Raw genomic sequence first — 13,751 nt, forward strand, 5'->3', positions numbered from 1 at the left:
ACAATGAAATATTTAAACAAACTATTGTTAATCGTACTGCTTTCAGCAGGGATTTCGGCCTGTGATTTCCTGGACCCGAATGAAATAAGCGACCCTAATAATCCATCAATTGAAGGGGTATTGTCTGATGCTTCCAAAGCACAGCTTCAAAACCTTGTAACCGGATTAACAGAACGCCACCGGGCAACCACCGGAGCGAACAACATCATGAGTACCTTTGGGCGCGAAATTTATCCGCTCTTTGCCTCAGATCCCCGATTTGTTAATCAGTGGGTAGGCGTAGGTGCTGATGCTAACGCAGAAGAAGATCCAACGTTCTTTGGCTCAGGCGGAACATACACGACTCCGTATCAGGCTATAAGACAGGGTAATGTTCTGATTCAGTCTGCCAATAATTCCAATGCGATTTCCGATCAGGAGCGCAACGGGTATTTAGGCGTGGCCAAAACGCTGCAGGCGTACAGTTACCTGATTCCCCTCAATGTTCAATACACCAACGGTATACGGATTGATGTAGACAATGTGGGTGACTTAGGTCCTTTCCTGGATTATGACGCAGCTCTGCAGGAAATCAGAAATCTTCTGGATGAAGCTCAAACCGATCTGAATGCAGCAGGCTCAAGTTTTGCCTTTGTACTGACGGATGGTTTTGATGAATTTAGCACACCGGCTGAATTTGTTAACCTTAACCGGGCTATCGCAGCACGAGCTGCAATTTATGCTGAAGACTGGGATGCAGCAGTAACGGCTGTTGAAGATGCTGCTCCTTTCTTTGAGTTAGCTACAGGTGCAGATGTAATGAATAAAGGCGGGTACCATGTTTATGGTGATCCACCTGATATTTTCAACCCATTCTATTACGTGCCGAACACAACTTCTGTTCAGTTGCCAATGGCACATCCTTCACTGGTTGATAGTGCAGAAGCAGGTGATATGCGTATCGACAACAAAATCTTTGTCAGGAATGATACCTTAACCCTTCAGGGTTTGGGGTCACCTTACCAGGATAATCGTTTTTCAGGAACCGGAGATTCATTCCCGTTCTTTAGAAATGAGGAGCTGATTCTGATTTACGCAGAAGCACTAGCACAGCGAAACCAGGGAACCGACTTAGTTGATGCCGTTGACGCTATCAACGTAGTTCGAAACACCTGGGGACTGGGTGACTACTTAAGTGCCAACCAGTCTGATATCATCGATCAAATTCTGTTTGAGCGACGATACTCACTGTGGTTTGAAGGCGGCCATCGCTGGATAGATGCCAGAAGATATGATCGTCTGGATGATCTGCCATTGGATGGAGGTCAGATTTACGAATACATAGCACGGCCACAATCTGAACTTTAAGTTCAAATGTGGTTGATTTAAGGCTTAAAGAGCCCTCAAAAATTTGAGGGCTCTTTTTTTATGTATAAACTTTATCTTTGGCTCTATGATGTACGATTTTACTATTGTTGGAGCCGGAATTGTAGGGCTCTCCACGGCTTATAAATTATCCCTCAAATATCCTGAAGCACGTATTCTCGTTTTAGAGAAAGAGAATAAAGTGGCGGCTCACCAAACAGGAAAAAACTCCGGGGTTATTCATTCGGGTATCTACTACAAGCCCGGCAGTTATAAAGCTAAGAACTGCGTGGATGGTCGTCATCAGCTGGTTGACTTCTGCAAAAAGCATGGCGTGGCCATAGAAATATGCGGCAAGGTAATTGTTGCTGCTGATGAGAGTGAAGTACCCAAACTTAAAGAGATTTATGAGCGCGGACTTCAAAATGAAATCGAAGGCATCGAGCTTATTGATGCTGACCGGCTGAACGAGCTGGAGCCCTATGTGCAGGGAGTAGCAGCTATCCATGTGCCGTGCTCCGGTATTGTAGATTACGCAGGCATGTGCCGCAAGCTGATGGGGCTTTTGGAAGAGGGAAATGGCAAAGTCAGGTTTAACAGTGCTGTTTCGAATATTTCGAATAAAGGGGATGAAGTTATAATCGAAGCCGGCGGCGATAAAATCAGCACCCGGTTCTTAATCAATTGTGCAGGGTTATATTCTGATCACGTGGCTCGCTTTGCAGGCGTTCATTCCCCGGTAAAAATTGTTCCGTTTAAGGGAGAGTATTACGAGCTCAAACCCGAAGCCGAATATCTTGTAAATGATTTGATTTACCCGCTGCCCAACCCTGAGTTTCCGTTTTTGGGGGTGCACTTTACGCGAATGGCTCTTGGTGGAATTGAATGCGGACCCAACGCAGTGTTTGCCTTCAAGAGAGAAGGGTATAAAAAGCTTTCCTTCAATCTGAAGGAAACAACTGAAACCTTCAACTTCCCCGGCTTCTGGAAAATGGCTAAAGAACACTGGCGAATGGGTTTGGATGAGTATAAGCGCTCCTTCTCCAAAAAAGCCTTTGTAAAAGGACTGCAAAAATTAATCCCGGACGTACGGGAAGAACACCTTAAAGTATCCCCGGCAGGAATCCGGGCTATGGCACTTCAACCGAACGGAGAAATCCTGGACGACTTCTACTTTGAAGTGGTTGATCGCCAAATCCATGTGCTTAATGCTCCGAGTCCGGCCGCTACAGCCGGCCTTGCTATAGGTGATGAAATCGTGAAAAGGGTGGAAGCTAATTTTAAACCTCAGCCTAAGTTATTTGTTTCCTGATTAGATTTGCTATGAATTTACTGATAGGTTTCGACATGCAGAAGTTTATGATTTAGTGTTTGCTTAAATCACAAAAGTTTACTGAACTTAGTATTGATATTATCCTGAATTAACCTCAAACTTCTGCCCTAACAAAGCAGGAGTTTTTTTGATTCAACGCGACAACCTTACCCGCCAGCTGTATGCACAGGATGCTTCCATGTATCAGGAATTTCCGGAAGGAGTTTCTTTTCCCAAATCCGGCGAGGATATCCGGCGACTGGTAATAAAAGCCAACGAAGATAAGTTCACTATTACAGCCAGAAGTGCGGGAACCAGCCTGGCCGGGCAGACTACCGGTGGCGGTGTCATCATGGACGTATCTCGCTATATGAATCAAATTCTTACGCTTGATGGCGAGCAACATATAGCGCATGTACAGCCGGGTGTTATCCGCGATACGCTGAACCGGGAAGCGGCAAAACATCAGCTTCTTTTCGGGCCCGACACAGCTACGACCAACCGCTGCATGATTGGCGGGATGATTGGAAACAACTCCTCGGGTTCCTATTCCATCAAGTACAAAACAACGCGCGAGCATACTCTTGAAATTGAAGCCGTGCTGAGTGATGGATCAACGGCTATTTTTAAACCGCTGACATCCGAAGAGCTCGAAGGGAAAAAGAAACTCGATAACTTAGAAGGGCATATTTACCGTTCTATGCTCAGGCTGATAGAGCGAAACCGTGAGCTGATTCAGAACAGTTATCCCCATCCGGAAATCATTCGCCGAAACACCGGTTACGCTCTGGATAAACTCTGTGAGATGCAGCCGTTTGATCCCAACGGTAGAAAATTCAACCTCTGTGAATTGCTTTGTGGAAGTGAGGGGACGCTGGCTATGACCGTTTCAGCCAGGCTGAACCTGAGTACATTGGATCAGCACAAACTGGTGGTCGTTCCACAGTTCGAAACGCTGGAAGAGGCGATGCGTGCGGCCGTTGAGATTGTAAATTTTGATCCGGCAGCTGTCGAACTGGTAGATCATATCATTTTGAATGCCACCAAAGGCAATATAGAACAGCGCAAGAACAGGTTCTTTTTGGAGGGTGAACCCAACTATATCCTTATCACTCAGTTTGAAGGTAATGACCCTGAGGAACTCCAAAAGCGGGCTGAGCAAGTTTCGGCTAAGCTGAGTGAAAAGTCTTTGGGATATGCCTACCCAATCATCCCGGAAGAAGATAAAATGAAAAGAGTATGGGAGTTGAGAAGAGCCGGTCTTGGGTTGTTGATGGGCCTCGGATCAGATGGACGTTCTCCGTCATTTTGTGAAGACACCGCCGTTCGTGTTCAGGATTTGCCGGAATACATAAAGGAATTTCGGGCCATTTTAGATAAGCACAACACAAAGTGCGTGTTTTATGCGCATGCTTCGGTTGGAGAATTACATTTACGCCCCCAAATTGATATCACTACCGAAACCGGGCTGAATACCATGAAAACCATGGCTGATGAAATAGCCGACCTGGTGAAGAAATACAATGGTTCTTTATCTGGAGAACATGGAGACGGACGGGTGAGAGCTCCGTATATCGAAAAGATTTTGGGCAGAGAAATGCTGCCGGTTCTCAGGCAGGTAAAAGAAATCTGGGACCCGGAGTATATTTTTAATCCCGGGAAAATCGTAAAGCCCAAACCTATTGATCAGGATTTACGTTTCTCACCTTCCTACCAAAAACCCGAGCCGGAAACGGTACTTTCCTGGCGTAAGGAAGGCGATTTTGGTAGTGCCATGGAGCTTTGCAATGGAGCCGGTGTATGCCGCAAGCTGGCTGAAAGTGGCGGAACGATGTGTCCTTCCTATCAGGCTACCAAAGACGAAAAAGATTCAACCCGGGGAAGGGCAAATGTATTTCGTCAGGTGTTTGCGGGAGAAAATCCTGCGGGATATGCATCCGAGGAACTGAAGGAAGCTCTGGATTTATGCCTGAGCTGTAAAGCCTGCAAAAGTGAGTGCCCTGCCAATGTGGATATGGCTAAGATGAAAGCGGAGTTTATGAACGGCTGGCATCAAAAAAATGGCTCAACATTGAAAGAGCGCTTCTTTGCGGATGCTTCCAAGGTTTTTCCACTGGCTTCTATCACCCCAAAAATTGCCAACAAAGTGGCGGGTTCAGCAATAGGTAAAAAAGTATTGGAAGGAGTATTCGGGATTGATTCCCGGCGTGATCTTCCCCAATTCGCCGATCAAACGTTTCGGGGGTGGTTTAAAAAGCATCGCCGGAATGGAGCAGTGAAAAGTGACGAGAAAGTAGTGCTGTTTGTGGATGTATTCACAAATTACAATGATCCTGAAATTGGTAAGTCAGCGGTAAGCGTTTTGGAGCATATGGGATATGAGGTGCTCATCCCGAAAGCAATGGAAACCGGTCGACCTCAGCTATCCAAAGGATTTCTTGATGAGGCTAAGAATATTTGCGGGAAAGTACTGGAAGAGTTTACAGAATATGTGGAAGCCGGCATACCGGTGGTAGGACTGGAGCCATCGGAAATATTGACTGTCCGGGATGAATTCCTGGAGCTATGTTCGGATGAACAACTACCCCTGGCCGAAAAGCTGGCCGGTCAAACCTATCTTTTCGAGGAGTTTGTAGCCCGGAATAAGTCACGATTGTCGCCAAAAGCCCAGAACCAAACCGTCACCCTTCACGGTCATTGCCACGCCAAAGCACTTGTTGGGAACGACCCAACCATTGAGGCCCTATCGGCAGCGGGATATACCGTGGATGTTCTGGAGACAGGTTGCTGCGGAATGGCCGGCAGTTTTGGGTATGAAAAAGAGCATTATGAAGTATCTCAGGAAATTGGTGGGTTGGCTCTATTCCCGACTCTGCAAAAGCAAAAAGATCCTTTAGTTTGTGCCCCGGGCTTCTCTTGCCGTCATCAAATTAAAGACGGGGTGAATATTAAATCTTACCATCCGGCGGAACTTATCCATCGTAGCTTGTCTTAAAGAGATATGAGTTGTTCGTTTTTTGCGGCTAATTAAAAAGTTAGTCTTGACAAATTAATGGTTTGATATTAAACGAATTTTTATAATCTTAGTTCACAAACCCAATTTGAGAGGTGTTTATGAAACGATTTATACTATCTGTTTTTCTATGTTTAGGAATTTCCGGCATGAATGTTATGGCACAGGTTGACTATGAGGATGATATACAACCGATCTTTAACGCCAGTTGCACAAGTTGCCATGGAGGACAAAGTGGAGTCACCCTTACCAGCTATTCGGCAACGATGAACAGTGAAGGTTCTCAATATGACAAGAAAATAGTGATACCGGGAGAACCGGATAACAGTCCGTTGGTAGATAAAATTGAACCGAACCCACAGTTTGGTGCCAGAATGCCACAGGGAGGGTCGTTAAGTGATCAGCAAATCAGTCTCATCAGGCAATGGATAGCTGAGGGAGCTAATGAAGTTGCAACTTCGAATGAAGTAATTGCCGAGTTACCCGACGGTTTTGAACTGAAAGGAAATTACCCAAATCCATTTAATCCGACCACAAATATTACCTTTAGTGTACCCGAAGCGGTTTCATATCAGCTGAAAATATATACAGCTCATGGTGCTTTGGTTGAGGAGATTGCAGGAAATGCTTCAGCGGGCGAGACATCGGTTCCGGTGAGTTTTAGCAATCAGCCATCGGGAATCTACTTTTATCAACTCGTGGCCATTACCGCTAACGAACGCTACCTGCTGGGTTCCGAGAAAATGACGCTAGTCAAATAGGTGTAAGTTTCAAGGTGTTAGGTTTTAGAATCGGCTAAAACCTAACACCTTGAAACTTGCCCCTAAAACCTCCTGTCAATTTTTAAAGGTATTCTTCTCTATAAGTTCACGGGCGCTGTTAAGGGCCGATTCTGAAATTTGGGAACCGCTCATTAAGCTGGCTATTTCATGGATGTGCTCTTCATCCGAAAGCGGGATGATTTTCGAAACGGTTCGTTCGCCCTCTTCAGCTTTAGCTACTTTGTAGTGTTTGTGGGCCTGACTTGCAATTTGAGGCTGGTGCGTGATCGCAATAATCTGGCAGTGCTCCGATAATTTACGCATGGAAGCTCCCACTTTTTCAGAGATCTCCCCGCTGATTCCGGTATCAATTTCATCAAATATCATAACCGGGAGGCTTTGCTCTTTTGCCAGAATGGATTTCAACGCCAGCATTACCCGACTGATCTCGCCGCCCGAAGCAATTTTGGCCAGTGGCTTAGGCTCCTCACCTTTATTAGTGGATATGAACATGCGCAAGTCATCGCAGCCGGTTTCGGTGCATTCTATCTGTTTGCCTTCCACTTCAACCCAGCCATTGTCGGATAGCAGCCAATCTACCCGTACATCCAGTTTGGAATGAGGAATTCCCACTTTGGCCAGCTCCTGTTGAATTTGAACAGCGAGCTCTTCTCCAATCTTAAGTCGGGTTTGGTGAAGCAGAATGGCCTTGTCTTTCAGCTCCTTCGCCTGCATTTGTATTTGATTTTCAAGCTTCTCGATTTCAAGGTCGAAGTTATCAGCAATGGAAAGCTCACGCTGAATTTCATGAAGATAGCTGATGAGTTCCGGTAAATCACGCTGGTATTTTTTCTGAAGGCGGTTCAGTTCCGACTGCCGCTGGCGGAGCTCTTCCAGCCTCTTTGGGTTGAACTCAATACTGTTGCGGTATCGCTCAGCAAAAGCGATGGCTTCATTCACACTTACCCTTGCGGCGTTAATTTCCTTAAGATAATTTTCGAATTCAGGTTCAATACGTGCAAGGTCTTCCAGGTTCAGCTTCAGAAAATTCAACAGCTGTACGATGTTGCCGTCATCAGTATCCGCCATCTCGGATATAGCGGCTGCCTTCTGATCAAGCACTTCTGCATTATCCAGCAGATTCATCTCCGACTCCAGCTGTTCCAGGTATATTTCCCCAAGCCGTGCTTCTTCCAGTTCCTGCACTTGGAACCGGTACAATTCCGTCTTCTCCTGAAGCTCGTTTTCTCTCTTTTGAAGTAAACGCAGCTCTTTTTGAAGCTCGGTCATTTTCTTGTATTCAGCCTTGTAATCTTTAAGAATAGGCTCCACCTCACCAAAACCATCAATTACTCCCTGGTGATTCTCTTCTTTCAGCAAAAGCTGATGATCATGCTGACCGTGTAAATCTACCAGTAAATCTCCTGCTGCTTTCAGTACACCTATGTTAACCGGAGTATCATTAATGAAAGCACGACTTCCTGTATTCCGAATTTCCCGGCGCAGTATCAGGTATTCACTGAATTCAACCTCGTTTTCTTCAAGCAGGGCTCTTAAGTCGGCATCTTCTCCCACCCGTATGGTTGCTTCTGAGATGGCTTTGTCTTTTCCCTGGCGGATTACATCGGTGTCGGCCCGTTCACCCAGAATCATATTCAATGCTCCAATAATAATCGACTTCCCGGCACCCGTCTGCCCGGTCAAAATATTCAACCCTTCCTCAAAATCGACCTCCAACTCATCAATGAGCGCAAAATCTTTTATGTATAAGCTTTTTATCATTGTAATTATGGATTTTGAATTAGGAATTATGGATTTCTGCTCTGAGTGGTTTTTACAATCGAAGTTAGAATATTAATTATTTCATCAATCTGAAGTAAGTAAGAATCTAAGTTGATGTTTGTAAGATCACTTTCCTTTAATAAGCGTAACCAGTATCTGGTTTCTCTTGCTTCTTTAGAGGAAATGGACATCTTAAAGATAAAGTCTTTTTTTGAGAATCCGGCTAATGCTTCTTCAATATTCGCTCCGATACTTGTTCCACTTCTTAAGAGTTGCTTTGAAATGATATATTCTTTTTGCTGAACTAATTTTCTGTAAAGGTGAATAATACTCAATGAAAATTCAAAGCTTTTATCCTGGATGAGATTCTTTTTAACCATAATGAATGAATTTAAAATTCAACATTTAAAATTTAGAATTACTAAGTAAGAGCAGGTAAAAGCCAATTCCTTACAAAAAATCTTCTCGGATAAAACAAAGCTTAAAAGTGCTTACCTTTTGGCTATGGAAAAGAAAGCAGGCAAAGACCGACAGAGTACAATTTACGAACACACCGTCCCGGACGGGCAGCATACTGATATCCGTCTGGATAAATATATTACCTCCTTTGTGGAAAATGCTTCACGAACGAAAGTGCAGGAAGCCATCAAAGACGGCTACGTGGAAGTGAATGGAAATAAGGAAAAACCGTCGTACATCATGCAGCCGGGAGACGAAATATTCATCGAGCTGCCACAGCCCCCTCCCCCGGAAGCCAAGCCTGAGAAAATGGATCTTAATATTGTTTATGAGGATGATGAGATTATCATCGTGAACAAAGAAGCCGGAATGGTGGTGCACCCCGCATATGGAAACTGGTCGGGTACTATGGTCAATGGCCTGATGTATCACGTGGATGAGCTGGCCGGTGATGATGAGGATGAGAACCTGCGCCCGGGCATCGTTCATCGCCTGGATAAAGACACCAGTGGGTTGTTGGTTGTTGCCAAGAACGATGAAACACTGGCTAAACTCAGCGGTTTGTTTCAGGAGAAAGATGTGGAACGAACCTACTGGGCTATCGTCTGGGGAACACCGGAAGAAGAAGGCACCATCGAAGGTGATATAGGCAGATCTAAACGCGACCGGAAGCTGATGACCGTGAAACCGGAAGGACAGGGCAAATCAGCCGTCACCCATTACAAAGTACTTGAATATTTTGACTACCTGAGCCTGGTTGAAGTAAAGCTCGAAACCGGACGCACACATCAGATCAGGGTGCACTTTGCCCATATGGGTCATCATGTATTTGGAGACCCAACCTATGGCGGAACTTCCGTACGTTATGGTCCCAATACCGGTTCCCGAAAATCCATGTTTCATAATCTGATCACCGGACTTGGCCGGCAAGCTCTTCATGCCAAAACCCTTGGTTTTGAGCATCCTGCAACCGGCGAAATGGTTAGTTTTGATTCGGAGTTACCTAAAGACTTCCAGCATGTACTAACGATGCTTCAAGAAAACTGTAAGCAGGAATACTAATACTAACATTTCTCAATCAAAGCCTGATTTAATTATACTTTACGCATGGGATTACTGATTTTTTATTTGATACTGGCTATTGGAGTCTCCTTTTTGTGCTCCATTCTGGAAGCCGTACTACTTTCTATTACGCCATCATTTGTGGCTGTGCTGGAGCGGGAAGATGCCAAAAGTGGAAAGATACTGCGCGATTTAAAGCAGGATATCGATCGCCCGCTTTCTGCGATATTAAGCCTTAACACCATAGCGCACACCGTGGGTGCTGCCGGAGTAGGAGCCCAGGCACAGGTGGTATTTGGGAACGCCTACGTTAGTATTACCTCGGCTATACTCACCCTGCTGATTTTGGTGTTCTCTGAAATCATCCCCAAAACCCTTGGTGCTACTTACTGGAAAAAGTTATCCGGTTTTGCAGCACGTGTTACTAATGTACTCATCTATATTACATACCCCTTGGTGTTGCTGTCACAGGGAATCACAAAAATACTTTCCAGTGAAGAAAAACAACCCACGGTAAGTCGCGAAGAATTTAGTGCGATGGCGGACGTGGGTTTCGAAGAAGGCGTTTTTGAAGAAGGTGAATCGAATATCTTTAAAAACCTGATTCGGTTTCGGTCGCTGCGAGTCAAGGATATTATGACGCCGCGTATAGTAGTGGTGAAATTTCAGGAAGATCAAACCATTAAAGAAATCCTGGATAAAAAAGACGAGCTGCGGGTATCCCGGATGCCTGTTTTTGGGGAAGATGATGAAGACATCACCGGCTATGTGTTGAAGAACGATCTGTATTATAATCTTTCGGAAGAGAACGGGGATAAAAAGCTGAAAGAAATAAAACGGGAGGTGCTGATTGTGCCGGAAACCATTTCCCTGAAAACCCTTTTTGAACGCCTTCTCGAGAAACAGGAGCACATTGCAGTGGTGGTTGATGAGTATGGCGGTCTCTCCGGTGTTGTGACCATGGAGGATGTAGTAGAAACCTTGCTGGGTATGGAAATCGTAGATGAGATTGACGCCATAGAAGACATGCAGAAGCTGGCTCGCCAAAAATGGAGAGAGCGGGCTAAACGCCTCGGTATCGTTCTTCCGGAAAAGCTAAAACAGCAGAGCGAGAAAGCTTAAAACAGCTTTTTATGTATTCGCTGAGCAACCCCGATCAGCTCTTCATTATTTAGCACCAGGTTGAGAATTCGTTTTTCCTTGCTGAATGAAATCAGGTCAAGCGGGACGTCTCCGAGCGCGCCAAAAATATGTTCAGTCAGCTTTTGGGCAGAGTTTACAGAGCATCCAATCAAGGTTAAAAGACCCTTGTCTTTTGCCAGGCTTACGTTCCCAACTTCTATAAACTCTTTGGAAAGAGTATCCAGTAAAGAAGAATCGGACAGGGCGATGGTAACAGAAGCTTCGGTGGTATTTACGGCATCAACGGCCAGCCGGTGCTTTTCCAAAACAGAAAAGACTTTAGTGAGAAAAGAGTAGCCCATTACCGTTTCATATGCACTGATAGTGAGTGTAGCTACATCTTGCTTAAACGAGATAGCCAGCACATCCAGGTCGTGATGAGATTCTCGAATAATCTTAGTCCCGGAGGCTTCAGGTTCAAACATGTTTTTCACAAAAACAGGGATGTTCCGCTCCTGCGCCGGTTTTAAAGTGGAGGGATGAAGCACTTTTGCTCCGAAATAGGCCATTTCCGTGGCATCAAAATAGCTCATCTCATCCAGGGGTTTTGCTTCCGGTATGAACCGGGGGTCGCTGGTGTAAATCCCACTCACATCGGTCCAGATTTCAATGGTTTCAGCATTAACCGCGCCGCCAATCAGGCTGGCGGTGTAATCTGATCCCTCAAAGCCAAGAGTGGTAATGGTCTTCTTTGGCGATTCCCCATAAAAACCACCGATAATGGGGATAAATCCGTTTTCAAGAACAGTTTCCAGCGAACCACAACGCTGATTAATTTCCAACAGATTGGGATTGGCCTTTCCATACTCAGCGTCTGTTTTGATGATTTTTCGGGCCTCGATATGTTGCGTCATCATGTTCAGGGCAAGTCCACATTGAGCAAGCAGATACGATGAGATTTGTTCGCCCATCCCGGCTATAGCATCTTTCATTTGCGGTGAAAGGGTGCCCTGCCGCTCCGTGTAAGTGAGTAGTTTATTCAGCTTGCCGATTTTAGCTTCTGTGTTCCTCCGGCAGCTGTCTTTAATCAGCTTATTCTTTTCATGCGGATTTTCTTCCAGGAAGTCTTCAACGATTTTGTTATGTCGGTTTTTTATGCCATCAGATATTTCCAGGGCTTCATTTAGTTTACCCTGTCCGGCAAGTTCACCGGCCTCCACCAATAGTCGGGTGGTTCGGGCAGTAGCGGATACCACCACTACCGGAAATTCATATTTGCTGATGATTTCTAATACCTGCTTCCAGGATTTGTGGTCGGCCATGGAAGTGCCGCCAAATTTAAGTACGTTAATCTGCATAAATAGGCTTGTTGTAAATGAGGGGTAAAAATAAGAGGATTCCCTGCCTATTCCATGTCAAATCCGGAATTATGTTCCGGGTGTTTGCCACAAAATCTCTAAAGCAGGAAATGAGAGAAGGTTGCTAAAATAAAGTTCCGAATAGAACATGGATGAGGAAGATCTTACGGATTTTCGCAGAGGTAATATGAAATAATTGAACTACTTTTCTGCGATCATCTGCCCCATCCCCTTTATCCATGTTCATTTATTGGTGTTTTAGAGATTTTGAGGCAGATAAGATACTCGTCTGAAGAAACGGTATCTTTATGGTATGAGTGAAGAGAATCTACAAGTTGCGGTTATAGGCGGGGGAGCGGCCGGCTTTTTCAGTGCCATTTCCGCAAAGCGCCATCATCCTGAAGCCAAAGTTACTATCTATGAAAAAACGGATAAACTACTCGCCAAGGTGCGAATTTCCGGGGGCGGAAGATGTAATGTAACCCACCATTGTTTTGATATTCGGGAATTGGTGAAATTTTATCCGAGAGGAGAGCGGCCTCTGAAAAAGGCATTCGGGATGTGGTCGCCAACCGACACAGTGCATTGGTTTGAAAGCCGGGGTGTAGAGCTCAAAACCGAATCGGATGGCCGCATGTTTCCGGTTACCGACGATTCCGAAACCATCATTAACTGCCTGATGGAGGAAACGCAAAAGTTGGGAATAGGAATCAAAACCAAGTCGAATATTAAGAGCATCAGTAAAACCGAAAATGGGTATGAATTGGGATTCCATCGAGGGGGGCGTACATCAGCTGATAAAGTAATTGTGGCAACCGGAGGCAGTCCACGTACCAAAGGATTTGATTGGCTGCGTGAGCTTGGTCACGAGATCGAAGAGCCGGTTCCTTCTCTGTTTACTTTTAACATGCCGGATGAACCGATTAAGGAGTTAATGGGGGTTGTGGCGGAACCGGTTGCAATAAAAATTATGGGTTCTAACCTGAGCAGCAGTGGTCCATTACTCATTACGCATTGGGGAATGAGCGGGCCGGCTGTGCTGAAACTTTCGGCTTTTGGGGCACGGGACTTTCATGCCATGGATTACGATTTCAAGATCCTGCTAAACTGGACAGGGGAAAGGCCGGAGCAGGAAGTGCGGAGTATTTTGAAAGAAGTGGAAGACAACCATCCCAAAAAGAAAATTGCAAATGTAAATCCATTTGAGCTGCCGGGAAGGCTTTGGGAATTCCTGCTGGGCAAACTTGATCTGAGCGATGATATGATCTGGCAAAACATGGGCAAAAAGAACATTAACCGGTTGGTACACTTGCTTACCAACGATGTGTACCAGGTTAAAGGGAAAACTACTTTTAAGGAAGAGTTTGTAACCTGTGGTGGTATAAGTTTGACGGATGTAGATATGAAAACCATGGAGAGCCGAAAATCACCGGATCTTTATTTTGCAGGTGAAGTGCTGGATATCGATGGCGTAACCGGCGGTTTCAACTTTCAGGCTGCATGGACTACCGGTTATATATCGGGGAAGTTGAATTGAA

10 protein-coding genes are annotated in these 13,751 nt (G+C 45.2%); 7 read left to right on the forward strand and 3 right to left on the reverse strand.

The window, feature by feature from the left end:
- Positions 1-3: 3 nt before the first annotated feature.
- From JJ941_RS10565 to JJ941_RS10580, 4 genes are all read left to right on the forward strand, one after another.
- Entirely contained in the window at positions 4-1,347 is a 1,344-nt protein-coding gene (locus JJ941_RS10565; protein ID WP_290964852.1) for a RagB/SusD family nutrient uptake outer membrane protein, read from the forward strand.
- Positions 1,348-1,435: 88 nt separating this feature from the next.
- On the forward strand, positions 1,436-2,656 hold the full coding sequence (gene lhgO / locus JJ941_RS10570) for an L-2-hydroxyglutarate oxidase (protein WP_366069250.1): 1,221 nt from the start codon (positions 1,436-1,438) through the stop codon (positions 2,654-2,656).
- A gap of 148 nt (positions 2,657-2,804) precedes the next feature.
- Entirely contained in the window at positions 2,805-5,651 is a 2,847-nt protein-coding gene (locus JJ941_RS10575) for an FAD-linked oxidase C-terminal domain-containing protein (RefSeq protein WP_290964859.1), read from the forward strand.
- 119 nt (positions 5,652-5,770) lie between these two features.
- Positions 5,771-6,430: a T9SS type A sorting domain-containing protein gene (locus JJ941_RS10580; protein WP_290964862.1), complete on the forward strand. Its 660-nt coding sequence runs from the start codon at positions 5,771-5,773 to the stop codon at positions 6,428-6,430.
- Between the two features lie 75 nt (positions 6,431-6,505).
- Here JJ941_RS10580 and recN read toward each other — a convergent pair whose 3' ends face one another.
- Positions 6,506-8,212 carry a DNA repair protein RecN gene (recN, locus tag JJ941_RS10585; RefSeq protein WP_290964864.1) on the reverse strand — a complete coding sequence of 569 codons (1,707 nt, stop codon included), beginning with the start codon at positions 8,210-8,212 and terminating at the stop codon, positions 6,506-6,508.
- Positions 8,213-8,238: 26 nt separating this feature from the next.
- Positions 8,239-8,592 (reverse strand): four helix bundle protein, encoded by a 354-nt coding sequence (locus JJ941_RS10590; protein WP_290964866.1) that lies wholly within the window; start codon positions 8,590-8,592, stop codon positions 8,239-8,241.
- Positions 8,593-8,716: 124 nt separating this feature from the next.
- Between JJ941_RS10590 and JJ941_RS10595 the strand changes: the two genes are divergently transcribed.
- Complete coding sequence (locus JJ941_RS10595) at positions 8,717-9,733, forward strand: RluA family pseudouridine synthase (RefSeq protein WP_290964868.1); 1,017 nt, start codon at positions 8,717-8,719, stop codon at positions 9,731-9,733.
- A 45-nt stretch (positions 9,734-9,778) separates the two neighbouring features.
- Entirely contained in the window at positions 9,779-10,855 is a 1,077-nt protein-coding gene (locus tag JJ941_RS10600; RefSeq protein WP_255133543.1) for a hemolysin family protein, read from the forward strand.
- Here JJ941_RS10600 and JJ941_RS10605 read toward each other — a convergent pair.
- The gene (locus JJ941_RS10605; RefSeq protein ID WP_290964872.1) at positions 10,852-12,213 is read right to left on the reverse strand and encodes an aspartate kinase; all 1,362 of its coding nucleotides are present in this window, start codon (positions 12,211-12,213) and stop codon (positions 10,852-10,854) included. The two genes, JJ941_RS10600 and JJ941_RS10605, sit on opposite strands and share 4 nt — an antisense overlap.
- Before the next feature lie 313 nt (positions 12,214-12,526).
- On the opposite strand from JJ941_RS10605, the gene JJ941_RS10610 reads away from it, so the two are divergent.
- Positions 12,527-13,750, forward strand: a complete 1,224-nt coding sequence (locus tag JJ941_RS10610; RefSeq protein ID WP_290964874.1) for an NAD(P)/FAD-dependent oxidoreductase — start codon at positions 12,527-12,529, stop codon at positions 13,748-13,750.
- Position 13,751: the final 1 nt, after the last annotated feature.

The organism is Gracilimonas sp. (genome assembly GCF_017641085.1).
GTDB lineage: Bacteria > Bacteroidota > Rhodothermia > Balneolales > Balneolaceae > Gracilimonas.